General features: G+C 74.3%; 6 protein-coding genes. 2 read left to right on the top strand and 4 right to left on the bottom strand.

The features are described 5' to 3' along the window. Positions 1 to 230: 230 nt before the first annotated feature. From FOF52_RS21695 to FOF52_RS21680, 4 genes are read right to left on the bottom strand one after another with little or no spacing between them, the layout of a single operon-like run. On the bottom strand, positions 231 to 2,366 hold the full coding sequence (locus FOF52_RS21695; protein WP_248591737.1) for a DEAD/DEAH box helicase: 2,136 nt from the start codon (positions 2,364 to 2,366) through the stop codon (positions 231 to 233). Then, entirely contained in the window at positions 2,363 to 3,700 is a 1,338-nt protein-coding gene (gene brxD, locus FOF52_RS21690) for a BREX system ATP-binding protein BrxD (RefSeq protein WP_248591736.1), read from the bottom strand. Before brxD ends, FOF52_RS21695 begins: the two co-directional genes overlap by 4 nt. Then, complete coding sequence (pglZ, locus tag FOF52_RS21685; protein ID WP_248591735.1) at positions 3,701 to 6,457, bottom strand: BREX-2 system phosphatase PglZ; 2,757 nt, start codon at positions 6,455 to 6,457, stop codon at positions 3,701 to 3,703. After that, positions 6,454 to 10,248: a BREX-2 system ATPase PglY family protein gene (locus FOF52_RS21680; protein WP_248591734.1), complete on the bottom strand. Its 3,795-nt coding sequence runs from the start codon at positions 10,246 to 10,248 to the stop codon at positions 6,454 to 6,456. Before FOF52_RS21680 ends, pglZ begins: the two co-directional genes overlap by 4 nt. Before the next feature lie 348 nt (positions 10,249 to 10,596). Here FOF52_RS21680 and FOF52_RS21675 point away from each other — a divergent pair, with 348 nt between their 5' ends. Together FOF52_RS21675 and FOF52_RS21670 are read left to right on the top strand one after the other, a co-directional pair. Beyond that, positions 10,597 to 17,016 carry a hypothetical protein gene (locus FOF52_RS21675; protein ID WP_248591733.1) on the top strand — a complete coding sequence of 2,140 codons (6,420 nt, stop codon included), beginning with the start codon at positions 10,597 to 10,599 and terminating at the stop codon, positions 17,014 to 17,016. Next, positions 17,013 to 19,280 carry an MBL fold metallo-hydrolase gene (locus tag FOF52_RS21670; protein WP_282573788.1) on the top strand — a complete coding sequence of 756 codons (2,268 nt, stop codon included), beginning with the start codon at positions 17,013 to 17,015 and terminating at the stop codon, positions 19,278 to 19,280. The genes FOF52_RS21675 and FOF52_RS21670 overlap by 4 nt, the downstream gene beginning before the upstream one ends. The last annotated feature ends 140 nt before the right edge of the window (positions 19,281 to 19,420 follow it).

Here is a 19,420-nt window from a genome sequence, read left to right as displayed (position 1 = left end):
ACCCCTTGGAGCTGGCATCGGAAATCATTTTCTCCCAGCAGTTTCAGAACATAATTCCGTTCTGATTCTTTGATTTCGGAGTCCGAAACTTCGTGTTTCGGTCTGCTGGGTCGGTGACCGGGGCACGGGGCGCCGCGCGCTGCAGCCGTCCACCATGGCTCTGGTGCCATTTCGGCACGCGATTATGGCTCCAGGGACATGACCGCGGTGCCACGGGCGGACCGCCCGGTTCACTCCCCCACCACGAACCGGGTCGGCTCCGCCAGCACCGCCCGCGCCCCCGCCACGTCGGCCAACCGGGCCGCGAGAGTGCGTTCGGCGAGGTGGCGCGGGAGCGCGGCGGTGAACTTCAACCCCTCCAGGGCCCTGTCGTCCACCTGCGGCAACGCGACCCGGTCGACCGCGGCCTCCCGGACCGCCCGCCAGCGGGCCGGGTCGGTGTCGCCGCACAGCCGCAGACCGGTGTCGCCGACCCGCTGGGCGGGGTCGACGAGTCCGGTGAGGGTGGCGCGCAGGGTGAGGTTGGCGCGCGTGCCCGCCCACGTCCACCAGCGCACGCCGCCGCCGCCGCGGGTGACGACGGTGCCGTCGGCGTGGACGTGGTCGGCGTGCCGGTCGCGGGCCTTGGCCAGGGCGTCGGCGGCGCGCCGGGTCAGCTTCACCGGCGGGTCGGCGCCCAGCAGCACCTCGCGCACCGCCCGGGCCAGTTCGAACGACCAGCCGGTGTGGCCCGCGGCGTCCCAGCGCGCGCTCCCGCCGCCGTCGTCGACCGGGTCCACGAAGCAGCGCCGCCGCTTCCAGTCCACCCAGGTCACCGCCCAACTGCGGCCCGCCAGCAGCAGCCTGCGCGGCCCCTCCCCCGGTTCGGCCGCCGCGAGCAGCGCCGGGTTGGTGCGGCCGATCTCGGTGCGGCCGTGCAGCACCGTGAACTCCGGGGGCGCGGTGAACACCCCGGTGAGTTCGGCGAAGTGCCGCCGCCCGAACCGGCGCTCCGCCTCGGGGCCGACCAGGAGCATGCCGCCGTCGCGGGTGAGGAAGCCCTCGCGCAGCAGGTGGGCGAGGACCGGTTCGCCGTGGCCGAACGGTTCCAGGCCGTCCCACCACTCCGCCCACAGCCGCTCGCCGACCTGCGACTCCTGCAGGCACAGCGCCAGCAGCTGCTGGGCGACGATGTGCCGGGGCTCCGGGGTGGGGTGCACGGGTTCCACCCAGTGCCGCCCCCACAGGCGCAGCAGTCCGGCGGCGCCCAGCAGTCCGGGTTCGTGGAGCGCGAGGAACAGGCAGTTGCGGGTGGTGTCGGCGCGGCGGCCGGTGCGGCCGATGCGCTGCAGGAAGGAGGCGACCGTGCCGGGCGCGTTGACCTGGACGACCCGGTCCAGGTCGCCGACGTCGATGCCGAGCTCCAGGGTGGAGGTGGCGACGATGACGCAGTCGCGGGCCTCGGCGAACGCCTGCTCGGCGCGGCGGCGTTCGTCGACGGACAGGGAGGCGTGCGACAGGAACACGGTGGTGCCCCTGGCGCGCAGGGCCGCGCCGATGCGTTCCACGAGTTGCCGCGAGTCGCAGAACACCAGCCGCTTCTCCCCGCGGTGCAGGGCCGCGATGACGGTGGCGGCGTTCTCGGGGGAGCCCACGTAGTCGAGTTCCACCTCCCCGGGCGGCGGGCCCTGGTCCGGCGGTGGGGCGGTGGGCGGCCGCACCCCGGGGGCGACCACCCGGCCGGGGCGTGTCCCGGCGCCGCTGCCCTGCAGCCAGGTGAGCAGGTCGCGGGGGTTGCCGACGGTGGCGGACAGCCCCACGCGCTGCACGGGCCGCCCGCACAGCCGGGTGAGGCGCTCCAGGACGGCGAGCAGGTGCCAGCCGCGGTCGTCGGACGCGAACGCGTGCACCTCGTCGACGACGACGGCGCGCACCCCGCCGAGGAAGGCGCGGTGGTCGACCTTGGTGCTCACCAGCATCGCCTCCAGCGACTCGGGCGTGGTGAGCAGGACGTCGGGGCGGTCGCGTAGGATGCGTCGGCGGGCGGCCGCGGTGACGTCGCCGTGCCACAGGGCGGCGGTGCGGCCCAGCCACCCGGCGTAGCTCTGCACACGCGGCAGCAGGTTGTTGAGCAGGGCTTTCAGCGGGCACACGTACAGCAGCGACACGCCGTCCCAGCCGTCGCGGGCCATCGCGGTGAGCAGCGGGAAGAGCGCCGCCTCGGTTTTGCCGCCGGCGGTGGGCGCGAGCAGCACCGCGTCCTCCCCGGCGGTGAGCGGCGCGAGCGCCTCGCGTTGCAGGGGGCGCAGCGCGGGCCAGCCCAGCGTGTTGACGACGTGGTGGGTGAGGGTGGGGTGGAGCAGGTCGAGGCTGCTGGCCGCGGTCACAGGTCGAGTTCCACCTCGTCGGCGGAGGAGGCGCGCCGGGTCCAGGCGTTGCGTTCGGTGTCGGTGAGGTCGCCCGCGCGCACGGTGAGCCGGTAGTGGACGCGGGGGTCGAAGTCGGCGATGTCGTTGACCCGGTCGCTGACGTCGACGAGTTTGCGCAGGAACAGGCGGGGCGCCACGCCGATCCGGCCGCCGAGCTCCCCGGCGACGGCTTCGGCGAGGTCGCGCACGTAGGCGTCGTCGACGCGGTCGCGCACCCGGTCGGGCTGCTCGGCGCCGGCGGCGTAGAGGTCGCGCACGGCGGTGCCGAGCCGGTGCAGGCGGTGCAGGTCGAAGCCGGGCAGGCGGATCTGCGCGGCCCGCAGGTTGTCGTGGCGCGGGTCGGCCATGAAGTCGGTGGCGAGGCGCTGCGCGAGCGGGGCGAGGCGCTGCACGCCCTGCGGCCCGTCGTAGAAGGCGGGCGTGCCGGTGATGACGAGGTACAGGCCGGGGAAGCGTCCGGCGGCGATCTCGTCGAGGAGCTGCCGCAGCGCGTTGAGGGCCTTGTCGCGGGTGTCGGAGCGGGCCCGTTGCAGGGTTTCCAGTTCGTCGAGGACGACGAGCAGCCCGGGGTGGCCGCAGTCGCGCAGCAGGGTCAGCAGGCCCTGGAGGGCGGCGAGTGCGCCGAAGTGGTCGAGGTCGCCCTTGATTCCTGCGTAGCGTTTCGCGGCGGCCGCCACGTTGGGCTGTCCGCCGAGCCAGGCGACCAGCGCGTCGGCGGTCGCTTTCTCGCCTTCGGACTGGGCGCGGTGGTAGCCGCGCAGCGCCAGCGCGAACCCGGGGCTGCTGCGCGCCACGGCGGCGAGCCGCTGCTCCAGGAGGGCGGCGACCTCGGCGGTCAGGGCCTGCTCGTCGGGGCCGTCGGCGCCGGTGGGCACCGTGCCCCGGTCGAGGACGTCCTCTTCGAGGGTGTAGACCCAGTTGTCGATGATCTCCCGCAGGGCGCTGGGCGGCTGGGTGGCGGTGGCGAGGCGTTCGGTGAGCCGCCGGTAGACGGCTTCCAGCCGGTGCAGGGGGGTCTCGGTCTCGGAGACCTGGATCTCGGTGACGGCGAACCCGGCGCGTTTGGCGCGTTCGGCGAGCCAGCGGGAGAAGAACGTCTTGCCGGCCCCGTACTCGCCGCGCACCGCCTTGAATCCGGCGCTGCCCGCGGCCACCGCCGCGAGTTCGCCGTCGAGGACGGTCTCGAAGCGGTCGAGGCCGACCGCGAACAGGTCGAGACCGGACTGCGGCACGGTGCCGCGGCGCAGTGCGTCGAGGACCTCGCGGCGGCGGGCGGCGCTGACGGCGTTCACCTAGGACGCCCCTTCCGGGAACTGCTCCTTGAGCAGGGGGATGTTGAGTTCCACGGCGCGGTCGGCGTCGGTGAGCACGAGTACCGGGAACATTTCCACGTTCAGTACCTTCGCGACCATCTTCAGGAACCGCACCGCGCGGAACGGTTCCTTGCCCGCTTCTTTGGCGACCCGTTCGACGGGCAGGCGGGGCCGGTCGCCGCCGACCGCGGCGAGCGTGTCGATGACGGCCGCGATCTCCTCCTTGGCGGGGCTGCGCGGCGCCTGGCCGTGGATTTCGGTGAAGACCGAGGAGTCCACGACGCGCCGGCCCAGGGTGCGGACGGCTTCTTCGGGGGCGAACAGCGCGTCGTCCTGGACGGCCTGCGGGCGCCCCTTCCGGGCGGCGGGCCGGGGCGGGCCGGCGGGGGCGTGCCGGGTGGGTGCGGCCAGTTCCCGGTTCCACCAGGCGGGTTCGTGCTGGGTGGGGCGCAGTGGATGCCGGTGCCACTCGGAGGGGATGAGGCTCCGGTCGGGGACGAACACGAGCACGGGGATGACCATCTCCGCGGTGGAGATGCCGCCGTGGTAGCCGGCCCGGCGGGAGGTGTAGCGGATCCGTTCGTCCCAGGGCACGACGATGCTGCCGCCTCCGGCGAGCACCCGGTCGCCGGTGACGAGCAGTTCCCGGTCGCCGGGGGTTCCGGTGCGGTAGCGGGCGGCTTCGCCGTCGCCGGTTCTGCGGTTCTCGTCGCGGTCCCACACGTGGCCGTGGTCGGAGGTGAGGATGACGGGTCGTCCGGCGCGTTTGGCGGCGTCCAGCAGCGCGGGGAGTTTGCCGATGCGGCTGGTCCGCCAGGCGGCGGTGTCGCTTTCGCGGCCCTTGGCCAGGGAGTCGTCGACGATGTTGAGGACGGCGGCGACGACCCGCTCGGGGTCGCCGATGGCCTCGTAGACCTCGGTGGGCAGCCGGTCCCCGGCGCCGGCGGCGAGGTCCCGCTGGTAGAGCAGGGTGCTGGGCCGCCCTCCCCACGACGCCTGCCGCCACAGCGCGGCGAACCCGGCACGTTCCTCGCTCTGGCCGCCGGTGGTGAGGGCGCCGCACAGCAGCGAGGTCCGCGAGCAGGTGGTGATGGACGGCAGGGTGGCCAGCGCGCCCTCGCGTCCGCGTTCACTGCGGGCGGCTTCGAGAAGCTGCCCGTCCGCGGTGATCTCCTCGGCGAGCTGCACGGCGACCTCGGCGCTCATCCCGTCGAGCACCACGATCAGCGGGGCGCGTTTCTTCGCCACCGGCAGGGCGACGCGGTGCAGCAGGTTCTCGGCGAGCAGCAGGTGGTCGGTGTGCGACGACACCTCGGTCCACGCGGCGACCCGGCGGGCGAACGTCTCGTCGACGGCGGCGCGCCGGTCGCGGACGCGCGCGTACAACTGGCGGTAGGCCGCGCCGAGCGCGGGGCTGTCGGTGTGGGTGGTGTGCAGGGTGCTGGCGGCGCGGTCCACCCAGGCGGTGTCGGCGAGGTGTGCCGCGACCCCGTCGGCGACGGTGTTGCGGGGCGGCTGCTCGGAGGCGAGCCAGCGCAGCAGGCGCACGGCGTTGAGCGCGCCGGTGAACTCCGGTGCGGTGGGGTCGCAGCGCCGGTGGTCCCGGAGCCGGGCGAACGCCTCCTCGACGGGGGCGAGGTCGTGGGGGTCGGGGTCGGGCGCGTCGGGGCGGACCAGGAGGCTGATCTGCGCGCCGAGCGCGGCGAGGCGGGCCTGGAGCCCGGTGGCCAGGACGCGGCTGTTCTCGGCGGCCGCGTCCGCGCCGACGGCGGCGAGGATCTCCTCGGCGCGCGCGCTGGCGCCGATGGCGGCGTCGTGTTCGGCGCCGTCCATCAGACGCAGCAGGGCGGCCTCGCAGCTGTCGGCGAACCGCCGCAGGTCGTCGACGCTGGGCGGGGGTGCGCCGAGGAAGCGTTCCTCGACGCGGATGCGTGCCTCCGCCATGCCGGGCAGGCCGGCGGTGTCGGCGTCGAGCAGTTCCCGCAGGACCAGTCCGACCGGCAGCGCGTCGTAGACCTGCTGCCGGTCGAGGAGGCGGAACACGACCCGGGCGACCGCGCCGACGTGCTCCTCCAGGGCGCGGCGCAGCCCGTCGCGCTCTTCCGCGGGCAGGGTGGTGAAGCGGGTGACGCGGACGGGGTCCCTGGTCCAGTCGAGGAGGGCGGCGGCGTCGAGCCGGTCGGCGGCGTGGTGGCCGAAGCGGACGGCGGCCACCCGGTGCAGGGCGTCGTCGAGTTTGAGGACGGTGGTGCCCCGGCGCCACTCGGCTCCGGTGCCGACGTCGTAGAGGGCGTTGGCGAGCCACGCCAGCTCGCGGGAGTGCAGGCGCGGGTCGAGCATGCGCAGCCCGAACTCGTCGGCGAGCAGCTCCCAGCTGTTGACGGCGGTGACCTCGTGTCCGACGATCCGGGACAGCAGGGAGTCGCCGAGGTCCCTGGTGGTGCACGGGGTGAGCAGCACCAGGTATTCGGCGTCGCGGGGGCGGCCCAGTTCGGCGAGGACGGCGAGCACGGTGGGGGCGGGGGCGACGCGGGCGCGGACCGTGCGGCCCCGGTGCTCGACGGTGATCTCGTCGGGTCCGGACCATTCGGGGGCGGCGCGCAGCGCGACCGCGCGGGCCGCCGCCGAGGCGTGGCCGCGTTCGGCGCGCCGTTCCTGGCGGGCCAGGGCGCGCCGCAGCGCGCCGCGGACCGCGTCGACGGTGACGGGCGGGGCGGTTGTGGCGGGGGCGGTCACCGGCGCACCACCCGCACGGTGATCTCGATGTCGGCGTCGTCGGGGATGCCGAGCCGGCCGCGCAGGCGGGTGACGGCGGCGGCCACGTCCTGTCCGGGGGTCAGGACGGCGCTGGCCTCGGCGGCGACCTCCCCGATGACCGGGTCGGGGTGGACGACGGGCGGGGCCACTCCGCCTCCCCCGGTCGGCCCGGAGCCGTGGACGACCGGGTCCTGCTTCTTCGTCACGCTCCTGCGGATCAGCTCGAACGCCCTGCCGGCCACCCGGTCCAGTTCGGTGGCGAGCTTCTTCTCCTGTTCGTTGTGGCGTGCCGCCGTCCGCAGCGTCTGCAGCAGTGCGGCGGCCTCCGACGCGTGCTCGCCTCCGCCGTCGACGAGGTCGAGCAGGGTGTCGAAGGTCTCCCAGCGGGCGCTGTCCAGCGCCGCCGCGACGTTTCCGGCGGTCTCCATGCTGACCTTGTAGACCGCGGCGTCCCCCGGCAGGTCGGCGCGGGCCAGCGCGGTGACCAGTTCGGTGTCGTCGGCGAGGGCGCGCAGTCGGCCCAGCAGCTCGTAAGTGGCCTGGGCGGTGCGCAGCCGGGGCGCCTCCTCGTCCACGCCGAGCAGGACCGCGCGCCGCTGCAGCTGGGTCAGCAGCGTCTCGGTGGCGGCGAGCCAGGTGCTGCCGCGCTCCTTGAGCTGTTCGGCGAGCCGCTGCACGGCCCGGGCGTTGCGGACCGGCTGCGGTTCCAGGCCGAACAGCTGCCTGGCGCGCCGGTTGGCGGCGTCGAAGTCCTCCTCGGAGGGCAGCGGTTGGCGGCGCAGCACGATGTCGCCGTCGAGCCTGCCGATCTCGGCGCCGGTGTAGCGTTTGCCCGCGCGGATCCACGCCCGGTCGGACTGCACCGCGTAGACCAGCACGAGCAGGTCGACGATGTCGTCGGGCAGTCCCTTGCCCTCGCCGCGTTCGCGGATCCACTTCTTCAGGTCGCGGACCCGGATGTCGGTGGTGTCGGGCTGCTCGGTGCGGGCCGCGTCGTCCAGCGCGGTGAGCCAGGTGTCGCGCAGGATGAATACCTCGCTGACCGTGGCGATCTCCAGCGGCTGGGCGACGCGGCGCAGCACCGGGAGTTCGCTCTTGGCCGCGGGCTCGTACCGCTGCAACCGGTCGGCCTTGGCGTTCTCCACGGCCTGCAGGACGGCGGTGAGGTCGCTGCGGCGCACCTCCCGCCTGGCTCCGGTGACGGCGGAGAAGTCGGGGTGCTCGGGGTAGAGGTGGTCGAGGAGCTTCCCGGCGATGCGGTGCAGGGCGTCGCGGAGCTGGCTGCCCGCCTCGATGACGATGTCGACGTTGGGCAGCAGCGCCTCGACGTGCTGCGGGACGCGTTCGCCGAGGTCGGTGTCGTCGGCGTTGGTGGCGCCGTAGACGCCGCGCAGCAGGTCCCGCAGCTGCTCCCGGATCCGGTGGGCCTGGTTGTCGAGCTGCTGGCGGGCCTCGCGGCGGTCCTCCGAACTCCAGTCGGGGGCCTTCTCCTCGATGACGCCGTCCTGCAGCAGGTGCTCCATCATCAGCAGCCGCCGCGCGTCCTGCTGCCGGCTGTCGGACAGGAAGTGCGGGAGCCAGGCGAGGGTGGCGGGCGGCTCGGTGAACTCCTCGCGCAGCTCCTGGACGCGCTGCCGGTCCTCGACGGGCCGGTGGGCGCCCTCGTCGAAGGGGTAGTCGACGACGACGCGCACCGCGCCGGGGGTTTCCGGGACGAACCGCTGCCGCATCAGGGAGTCCTCGGAGCGGACGTTGCCGAAGTCGAGTTCCACGGTGCGCAGGGTGCCGCGCCAGGTGATCTCGGTGCGGGTGGCGTCGGGGTCGAGCCCCAGCTCCTCCCAGAGCAGCCGTTTGAACAGCCGCCGCATGGCCTGGTCGTTGGCGGCGTTGTAGCTGCTGCGCATCAGCGACTCGGTGTCGACGCGCAGCAGGTTGAGGGTGACGGTGGGGTTGTCGCCGGGGCCGACGCGGACCTCGCCGAACTGGGTGCCGAGCTCCCGGAAGAACGCGGCGGTCCTGGTGACGTCCTGGCCGGTGCGGCGCGCGGGGATGATGCCGTGGTTGAGGGCGATCATCCGGCTGACGGTGACCTCCTTGAGCGCGGGCACGTTCGGCACCAGCGAGGCCAGCAGCATGGTCTTGACGAGCAGGTCCTCGGCGCGGAACGGGTGGCGCACGTCCAGGCCGGCCGCGTCCTCCTCGGTGAGCTTGTGGCGGCGCAGCAGCCAGGGGCGCACCTTGTTGCGGTAGAAGTCGCGGATCTTCTCGTACTCGGCGCTGAGCCGGTCGTGGAAGGGGCGGTCCTCGCCTTCGACGAGGACGTCGAAGACCGCGCCGAGCGGCACGAGCTGTCCCACGGGCAGGCTGGTGCGGTGGTTGACCAGCAGTTGCCGCATGAGTTTGAGGGCGCTGCGCTGGCGTTGCAGGGCCGCCGACAGGTCCACCATGACGTGCAGCAGGGCGGGGCTGAACGGGTAGAGGGCGCGGAAGTCCTCCCAGGTGTCGGCTTCGCCGCCGGGCGAGTCGAGGAGGGTGTCGCGCACCTCGGGGCGGGTGTTGCGCATGCGTTCGAAGGCGGCGCTGATCTCGTCGGCGGCCTCGGGGGTGGCGGGGCGCAGCAGCCGGTGCCGCACCACCTCGGTGAGGTTGCCGTCCTCCAGTTTGATGTGGCCGAACCGGCCGTCCCAGTACTTGAGGGTGTCGAACAGGCCGCCGGTGGCGCCGGTGACGTTCGTGCCGACGAGGTCGCGCAGGTCGCGCTGGCGCGGCACGAAGCTGATGACGGGCGCGGGCCGGTAGGACTCGGAGGACTCCACCAGTTTGGACATCTTCTGCGCCTCGGCGTTGATCTGCGCCTCGTCGCCGCCGAGGAAGCGGGTGAAGCGCAGGATCAGTTCGTCGAGCAGCAGCACGACGGCGTCGTAGCCGAGTTCCTCCTTGGCGTGGCGGCTGATGACGGACAGGCCGTCGTCGAGGGTGACGAAGGCTTCCCGGTCGCCGTGGACGACGTCGGTGTAGCGCCTGAAGTGGCTGCCGAGCAGGGCGCTGACCAGTCCGTTGCGGAGTCTGACCTGGTCGGGGTCGGTGGTCCCGGCGGGCACGGCGAACGCCTCGTCGAGCTTGTCGGGGGTCCACCGGGCGGCCGCGGCCCAGCGGGTGCTGCCCCACGCGCTGGAGGCGGCGGAGCTCTCGGGGGCGGGCAGGTCGGCGATGAACTTCTCGTCGCCGAGTTTGGCGCGCAGGTCGCGGGCGTCGGCGAGCAGGCCGTCGGCCCGGTAGACGGGCGGGACGGGGGCGTCGGGGTGCAGGCGGCGCACGGTGCGCACGTAGCCGCCGAGGATGGCCGCCTCGATGGATTCGGCGTCCACCAGGTGGCTGGTGACGAGCAGGAACTTCTTGCCCTCCAGCCAGTCGTCGTGCTTGGCGAGGACGTCGGGCATCCGCGCCAGGCCGCGTGCGACGGGGTCGTGGTTGAGGATGGCGTGCAGCACCGCCATGAAGTGGCTCTTGCCGGAGCCGAAGGAGCCGTTGAGGTAGGTGGCGCGGGACTGCCGCTGGGCGAGCGCGCCCTTGATGGTGGTGAGCGCCTCGTCGAAGTTGCGGGCGAGCTGCGGGGTGACGACGTAGTCGCGGAGCGCCTGGGCCTGCTTCTCCTCGTCCACGCCTTCGGAGACCTTGAACACCAGGTCGCCGTCGTGGATGGCTTCGGGGATCTCGATGAGGTCGCCGATGAACCGTTTGCCGCTGGCGGTGGAGGGAGACGTCGTCATCGCCGAGGGGACCCTTCTCGCACTTCAGGGGATGTGGGCTGCGCGCGGCCGGTGGGGGCACCGGACCGTGCGGCACGCCTCTCCAAGAGTATGGCCGTCACCGACGACAGCGCCCGCCCGCCGACGGAGAGGACATGCGGACTCATTCTATGTGTTGACGACGATTTCATCACTGTTTTCCGCAATTAAGCATCACACTCCCTTCCGTCCCGTTCGGCCGCCCTTCCCCCACGGCGCGGGAGAAGGGCGGCACTCTCCGTGACCCCCCCTTTTTTCCTCATCCTTCGGGTTGATCGCGGTCCTTTTCTCTGCTTCCGTGAGATTCCAGTGAGCAGAAGGACAAGAGGTATGGCGAGTCGCAACTCCGAGGACGACCAGGGACTCGACGCTCTTCACACCTGCTCCCCCGGGTGTGACGCGGCCTTTCAGAACGCGCTCGGCAGCGCTGCGGCGGACGCGGACGGCGCCGGCCTGGACACCGGAGCCTTCCGGCCGGTCCGGCTCGACGTGCGGCAGTTCCGCGACCTGCTGGACGCGCTGCCCCCGCCCGTCGACTCCCCGCCCCTGCAGCGGCCCTGGTCCTCCGGGACACGGGTCCTCTTGGAGGAGGCGAAAACACTCCACCACTCCCTGTACCGCCGCTCCTCGGAGGAGGAGCGCAGACGCTACCTGCTGCTGCGGGCGTACCCGGTGGCCTCGTTGACCCGCGACCCCGGCTCGCTGGGGCTCGACGCGGACGCCTGCGCGGCCCTGCTGTCGGGACCGGACGGCGCCCGCGAGGTCGTCGCCTCCCGCTCCGGCCTGCTCTCCTGCCTGGAACTCGTCGGCCGCCTTCCGGACGTGGCGCGCCTGCTCGCCCTGCAGATGGCCGTCCTGAGCTGCCGTCCGGCCCCTCCGCTCGCGGTCGGGCTGCTGCTCGCGGACCCGGCGGCCCCGTCCGACGTCGCCGGCAAGGCAGCGGCCGCATGGCAGGCCATGCGCCGCCACCGCCCCGACCTTCCGGAGCACCCGCTGTCCCTGCCGCGCCTCACCGAGCTCGCCGCCGAGGCGGCCCAGCGCCTCGCGGCGGAGGCCGCGGACCCCGCGCCCGCGGCCTCCGCCGAGGAGTCCGCCGCCTCCCCCGCCCCGCCGACCGCCCCCGTTCCGGAGACCTCCGTGCAGTCCACCTCTCCCGGCCTCGACGCGCTGGCCGCCGACCTGGACCGGCTGTCCGCCTCGTTCGAGGCCGCCGCCGGAGCGGCCCGCCGGGTCCACGACGCGGTGGCCGAACGGCGCCGCCCCGACTCCGCCGACCTGGACCGGCTCACCCGCCTGGTCGCCGACCTGGACCGGATCGGCGCCGCGGTGTGCGCGGTCACCGGCCGCACCGCCCTCCCCGCGTCGCTGGCGGAACTGGCGGCCGAGTTCGACGCGGCCCGCGCCCACGCCGCACGGGCGGGCCTGCTGTCCCGGTTCGCCACACTGACCGGGCCGGCGACGCTGGAGTCGGTGCTCAGCGGAATCCGCACCGCCGCCCGGACCGCGGACGAGGCCGCGGTGGAGTGGTTGCGGCTGCTCGCCGAACTCGTCGACCGGCAGCGGCAGAACCCCTACGACTCGGCCCTGCTCCACCTGGGCACGGAACTCGGGGAGCGCATCCCGCAGGAGTGGGGTTCCGTGGTGATGGCCGCGCTGTCCGGGCAGCTCTCCCTGGGCGGGCCCGCCGCCGCGCCGGGACCGGCCGTCACAGCCGCCGGGGTGCCGGAGGAGGTTCCCGCGGCCGGACCCGCGTCTCCCGAAGCGGAGGCGGCCGCCGCCGGACCTTCGGACGCCGGCGACGTCCCCGCACCCGAGCCCCTCGACGACGCGCTGGCCGAGCTCGACGCGGTGCTGGCCGCCGAGTCCGCCCCTCCCCCGCCGCCCGACACGGCCGCCGCGGAACCCGCCGAGGACCCCGACCGCCCTCTCCCCGAAGCGACCCCCGCCCCTGTCCCGGAGACCGTCTCCGACGCCGCCCCGGAGACGACCCCCGACGCGACCGCTCCGGCCCCTGACCCCGCCCCGCAGGACACCGGACCGGCGGCTCCCGAGCCGGGCCCGTCGGCCGCCGCCTCCCGGCCCGCCCCGGAACACGCCCCGGAACCGGCCGCTCCCCCGGCCGCCGCACCGGACGACGAGCGGTCCACGGACCCTGCCGCCCAGGCCCCCGCCCTCCTCCCCGTGGCCGCCCCGGCTCCGGCCCGCCGCACCCCCGCCCTCGTCCGACACGAGCAGCAGGCCCTCCAGCAGCGCCGGTTCGCGCTCGCCGGATGGCTGAACCGCGCCGCCGGACTGCCGGAGAACATCGCCGCCATCCGCGACGCCGCCGCCTGCGCCGAACAGCTCCGCGGCACCACCGGGCCGATGGTCGAGGCGTTCCGCGTCCGCGCCGAGGCCCTGGCCGACGACCTGCCCGACGACCCCGCCGACCGGCTGCTGGCGTGGGCCGCGGCGATCCGCGCCGTCCTGGTCGCGCCCATCACCGAGGCGTTCCAGCTCATCGTGCAGACCTCCGCCGTCACCTCGGGCCGCCCGGCCCTGCAGACGATCGGCGAGGCGTTCCGCACCGCCGCCCAGTCCGGCGTCTACCTGGACCTGTCGCACACCGGGGAACTGCTGCGCGACGCCGACCTCGCCCGGCAGGAGCACGAGGACGCGGTGCACCGGGCCGCCGTGCTCCGGGAGAACGCCCGTTCCCGCACCATCAACTACCAGGCCGCCAGCGCCCTGTGGCGGCAGATGGTCTCCCCGGGCGGGGCGCTGTGGGACCTGCTCGACATTCCCGCCTCCAACAACGCCGCCCGGCTGGGCGAGTGCCGCCGCCTGGTGTCGGAACTGCTCGTCCCCGACGCCGTCGACAACCTGATCGACCGCCTGTACCGGGAGTCCCGCCGGGGCGTCCCCAACAAGAAGCGGCACCAGACGATCATCGCGGGCGCCCGCACCGCGCTGCGCAAGTACACCGAGGACGTCCGCGACGCCGCCAACGAGTGGATCACCGCGGTCGACCACATGCGTGCCCTCGACGACTCGCACGGCCACGGCCCGGCCGGACGCGGCCTCGGCGACCTGCGCCAGGTCATGGTGGAGCAGTACGAGCGGGCCGCCGCCGAACTGGACGCCCTGGTCGACGGCGACAACCCGCTGCTGGGCGCGGCGGCGCGCGGTGCCCGGCACCTGCTCGACGACGTGCACGCGCTGCTGCGCGGCCGTGTCCCCCAGGCGGGCGGGCTCGCCCCCACGCTGGTCCTCAACCGGGACGTGCTGCTCGTCCCCCGCATCCGGGTGTCGCCGTCCGGGGAGGTCGCCGCCCCGCCGACCCTGGAGGAACTGGCGGAGGTGCTGCGCGACGACCGCGACCCGGCCGACGTGTGCGGGCAGCGCATCGAACGCGGCGACCTGGTCGGCGCGGAACTGGTCGCCGACCTGGTCCGCGTCGACGACCCCGCCCTGGCGGACCGGCTGGTGGAACAGGTGTCGGCCCGGGTGGACGAGGAGTGGTCGCGGCTGCGGGAGGCGTGCGAGGCGTTCCAGACCGACGCGGCGATGCGCTGGCGCAACGGCGCGCTGTCGGAGGAGGAGTTCGCGCGGCTGCGCGGTGGTGTGGAGCTGCTGCTCTCCGGGTCCGAACGCCGCGACTTCGACGTGATGGCCGCGGAACTGGACGGGCTGCGCGCGGAGGCCGACCGGCTGTGCGAGGCCCGCATCTCCGGGCGGCGGGAGGAGGTGCGTCGCGCCGCCGAGACCTCCGACCAGGTCGCCCGCTACGCCGACCGGCTCCGCCGCTACCTGGACCACGGCCAGGTCACCAGCGCCGACGAGACGCTCGCCCAGTTGCGGGCCAACCGGGGGTTCGTGGTGCGCCGCGACGAGGAGGTCGACCACTTCTCCGCGTTCTACCCGGCCTTCCCGAAGGCGTTGGAGCGGACGCAGCGCCGGGTCCGCCGGGGCGAGCACCCGCTCCAGGCGGTCTTCGACGAACTGCTGCGGCACCTGAACCGCAGGTCCGGCGACGAGCCCGCACCGGTCGCCGAGCACCCGGAGCTGTTCGCCGACCTGCTGGCGGCGCACAGCTCCCACCGGGAGCGCACCACGGCGGGAGACGCGCTGCGCCAGTGGCGCACAGTGGCGCAGGGCGCGAAGAGCTCCGGCAACCTCAAGAGCGCGGTGGAGAAGATCCTGCTGCTGCTCGGCGTGGAGGGCACCGTCCCCGTCGACCCGCTGGCCACCCAGCCGCAGCACCGGGAGCGGCTGCTGCGGATGTCGCTGACCGGGGTGAAGCTGACCGGTGACCCGCTGCTCCCGGCGTTCGGTTCCAAGATGGTCCGCCCCGGCCCCGCGGGCAGCGAACTGCTGCTGCACCTGGTGTGGAAGCGGCCCGAGCCGCGCGAGATGTTCCAGTGGCTGAGCGAGGTGCCCCGCGACCGCACGGTCCTGGTCCTCTACTTCGGGCTGCTCACCTACGAGCAGCGCCAGGAACTGGCGTCCCTGGCGCGCGGCAACCCCGACCCGGTGGTGGCGGTGGTCGACGACGCGGTCGTCAGCTACCTGGCGGCGCTGGCCAAACCGGAGTGGTCGACCACGGTGCGGCTGATCGCGCCGTTCACCGCGACCCGGCCCTTCCAGGCGGAGCGGATGATCCCCGAGGAGATGTTCTACGGCCGTGAGGAGGACCTCAACGCGGTGATGGCGCCCTCGGGCGCGCACTTCGTCTACGGCGGCCGCCAGCTCGGCAAGTCGGTGCTGCTGGCCGAGGCGGGCCGCCGGCTGCGGGCGCAGAGCGACCGGCCGGTGGTGGTGCAGCTCGACATCTACGAGATCGGCCGGTCGGAGTTGCAGATCGCGGCGTTCTGGGCGCGGTTGGGCGGCGCGCTGCCCGAGCACGGGATCGTGCCGGAGTCCGCACCGGTCCCGGCGACCCGGCAGGAGGTGTGCGACGCGGTCCGCCGCTGGTCGCGCGCCCACCCGGACCGGCGGCTGCTGATGTTCTTCGACGAGGCCGACGAGTTCCTCAACCTGGACGCGCGCGAGCACCAGTTCGCGAACGTGGTGGCGCTGCGGGAGCTGATGAACGCCACCGACAACCGGGTCAAGGCGGTCTTCGCGGGCCTGCACAAGATCGCGCGGTTCCGCAGCTACCCGAACCAGCCGTTCGCGAACCTGGGCGAGCCGCTGGGCATCGGCCCGCTCGCCTTCCAGGACGCGTTCGACCTGCTGACCAGGCCGCTGCGCACGCTCGGCTTCCACCTGCCGGAGGACCTGGCGGTCAACATCATCGCGCAGGCCAACAACGCCCCGGCGATCGTGCAGTACTTCGGCGACCTGCTGCTGAAGCGGCTGCGCCGGTCGACGGTGGAGCTGCCCTACGAGGTGACGGTGGAGGACGTGCAGGCGGTCCGCGACGACACCGACCTGGACAAGGCGTTCCGGGACCGGTTCGAGTGGACGCTGGACCTGGACCGCCGTTACAAGGTGATCGCCTACGCGGTGGCGCTGCGGACGATGGACGCGCGCGACTCCACCGTGGACGAGAAGGACCTGTTGGCCGAGTGCCGGTTCTGGTGGCCGACCGCGTTCGACGGCTGCTCGCCCGACGAGTTCGGCGCGCTGCTGGAGGAGTGCGTGGACCTGGGCGTGCTCGCCGAGGAGGACGGGGAGTTCCGGTTGCGGACCCCGCACATCCTCAACCTGCTGGGCGGCCGCGGCAGGGTGGAGCGGGAACTGCAGGAGGCGGACTCCACCTACCAGTTGCCCGACGACAGTTTCGACCCCGCCTACTACCGCGCCTACTACGCCGACGGCCCGGAGCTGTCGCCGTTGACGGCGGCGCAGGCGGCGCGGCTCGGTCAGCCCGACGGCCGCCCCCGGCTGGTGGTGGGCTCCGACGCGCTGCAGCTGTCGCGGGTGCCGCGGGTGCTGGCGGACGCGGTCGCGAAGGTGCAGGGCCGCTGCCACCACGTGCGTCCCGGCGGGGTGGAGTTCGCGGAGGCGGTGCGGCTGGCGGGAGGCCGCGACGTGGTGCTGGTCGAGTTGGCCGAGCCCGTGGAGGCGGCGCTGGCGCAGGTCGCGGCGGCCGAGGCGGCACTGCGCGCGGACGCGGGCGGCGGGTTGAACGTCGTGCTGCTGGCCAGTCCCGTGCACGCGCCGCTGATCAGCGGCGCGCTGGGCCGTCCCGTCTCGGAGCCGCAGGCCGAGACCCTGTCCCGGGTCGACGTGGTGGAGCTGCGCCGCTTCGGCCGGTCGGGGGTGGGCCAGTGGCGGCTGCTGGACGACTTCGAGCCGATCGCCAAGGAGGCCTTCCACGAGCCACTGTTCCGGGTCACCGGGGGGTGGCCGAGCCTGGTGAACGAGGTGGTCCGGGAGGTCGTGGGCGGCGAGCGACGCACCCCGCAGGAGGCCTTGGCGCAGGTCGAAGCGCACCTGCTGGCCGATCCGGACGCTTTCGTGGCGAGCACGGGCGTCACCGCCCACCCCGCGGTGCTGGCGGCGTGGGCGCAGATCGCCGAGCACTCCGAGATGGCCGAGCCCGAGGACGGTCTGGTGCTGCTGCTGGAACTGGCCGAGGAGGAGCGGCCGGGCCTGTTCGACGCGGCCGGGCACGGCGCGATCGACCTGCTGGGGCTGGTCTGGGTACTGCGCGGCCTCGGCGCACTGGTGCCGGTGGACGGCGGCCGCCTGGCCCCGGAGCCGGTGCTGCTGGCGGCCTACCGGTCCTCCCGGTTCGCCGCGGTCTTCGAGGAGGGCCGGTGAGCGTGACCGTCGGTACGACCGCGGAGGTGACCGCGCTGCACCTGGCGGCGTCGGTGGTGTGGGAGCGGCCGGCGTTCACCGGCCCGGAGCGGAGCGCCGCCGAACTGGCGGAGGCCCGCCCCGAGTGGCTGCTGAGCCTGCTGGTGCGGGTGCCCGCGCTGCGGGCGGCGGTGCGCGCTCGGGCCCCGGAACCGGTGTGGGCGGCCGCAGCCGACGGGATGTCGGAGGCGGAGGCGCTGGGACGGCTGCTGCTGCACCCCGCCCCGGGGGTGGCGGCGTCGGCGGCCGTGCTGGCGGAGTCGCTGCTCGCGGTCGAACCGGGGACCGAAGAGGCGGACCCGCGGGCGCGGGAGTCCGCTTCTCCGCCCGTTCCCGCAGCGGAGGACCGCAGCACGCACAACGGTGTCGGGGAAGCGGCGTCCCCCGCTGATTCCTTCGGCGGCAACCCGGCCAAGCGCATCAAGTGGTTGGAGCGTGCCCGGGCCGATCTGCGCAGACGTGTCAAGAAACTCGACCGGCAACGGCAAACCGCCGAGGCCGAACGGGCCGCCGCCCGCACCGAGGCCGCGGTCGAGCGTGCCCGCGCCGAGGAACTGGCGGTGGAACTCGACGACGCCGAACGGCGGTGGGAGTCCGCGCTGGCCGACCACACCGATCCGCGCGTGCTCGCCGGTCGGCTGGTGGGCGTGTGGGACGCCGCCGAACCGGGCCGCGCCGAGGACGACCACGCGGGCCGCGACCCGCGCCGGCGCGAGCACGGCGACCTGGCCGTGGACGGGCGGCGGCTGCCGTTCCACGCCGCGGCGAAACGCGCGGGCCTGTCCGTGGAGGCGCTGGTGGCGGCGCTGCGCGCGCTGGCCGTGCCCGAACCGGAACCGGAGAGCGCCCCGCCCGGCCTGGTCCTGGCGGTGGGCGGGACGCGGGAGCTGCGGGTCACCCAGTTGGGCGGCGGCACCGGCATCGGCGGCTCGTGCGTGCTGGTGGAGACCGCGTCCACCCGCATCCTGGTGGACGCGGGCCTGACCATGGCGAACGGCTCCGCCGCCGGTCCGGCGGGGCTCGCCGACCTGGACGGCCGCCGCGTCGACGCGGTCGTGGTCACCCACGCCCACAACGACCACGGCGGCTACGTGCCCGCGCTGCTGGCCGAACGCGGCCCGTTCCCGGTGGTCGCCACCCCGGAGACCGCGGAGCTGCTGCCGACGATGTGGCGGGACACCGCCAGGATCACCAGCGGGAAGGCGGAGGAGCGCGCCCGCCACGGCGACACGGGCACGGCCGTGCTGTACGGGCTGGCGGAGGCCGACGCGGCGCGGCGGGCGCTGCTGCGGCTGCCGGTCGGCGTGGAGCACCGGGTCGGCGACGTCGTCGTGGAACTGTTCCCCGCCGGGCACATCCTGGGCGCGGCGGGCGTGGTGCTGCGCGCGGGGGACCGGCGGGTGGTGGTCACCGGCGACATCTCCGGTTTCGGCCAGCACACCGTGTCCGGGTACGCGCTGCCGGAGTCGGCGCGCGGCGCGGACCTGCTGGTGTTGGAATCCACCTGCTGCGACATGGACCTGCCCAGCCGGGAGGACGGGGTGGCGCGCCTGCTGTCCACGGTCCGGGAGGTGTGGGAGCAGCACGGCCGGGTGCTGATCCCCGCGATGGCGCTGGGCCGCGCCCAGGAGGTGGCGGGCCTGCTGGGCGCCCACCTGCCGGACGTGCCGGTGCTGGTGGACGGCCTGGCCGCGCGTATCGCCCGCCAGTACGAGCAGGCCGCGGCCGCCGGGACGGCCCCGCTGGACCTGTTCGGCGGCCAGGTGCGGCCGGTGGACGCGCGGCGGCGCGCCGAGGAGGTCGCGCGGCTGCGGCGCGGCGTGGTGATCAGCCCGTCCGCGAACCTGACCGGCGGCCCGGTCGTGGAGTGGGCGCGGGCGATCCTGCCGGACCCGAGCAGTGCGGTGCTCATTCCCGGGCACACCGACGAGGAGACCCCGGGCGGCATGCTGGAACGGCTGCGCGACGGCGGCGACCGGCGGCTGCCCCTGGACGGGAGGGGCTGGTCGGAGGAGGTCGTGGTGCGGGCGCGCGTGGCGGACATGAAACTGTCGGCGCACGCGGACCGGCGGGGCCTGCTGGAGATCGTGGCCGAGGCGGCCCCGGAGCGGGTGAGCCTGGTCCACGGCAGGCCGGGCGCGCAGCGCCGGTTCGGCGCGGTGCTGGCCTCGCGGGGGTATGCGTGGAGCCAGGGCGTGGAGGGCAGGACCGCGGTACTGGGGTGACCGGGCTCCGGCGCTCCCTGCCCCAGGGCCATTCCGGCGACCGCCGGTGGCACTGGGGACAGGGTCGCGGAGTTTCCGCTGAATCTTCGACATAATTCTCATCAATTGTTCGGACTCCGACAAAAAGAGAATTCGTCCGT

This window comes from Thermobifida alba (assembly GCF_023208015.1).
GTDB classification, from domain to species: domain Bacteria; phylum Actinomycetota; class Actinomycetes; order Streptosporangiales; family Streptosporangiaceae; genus Thermobifida; species Thermobifida alba.
Note: the sequence above shows the minus strand (reverse complement) of the source record. Positions and strands in the feature narration are given on the sequence as shown.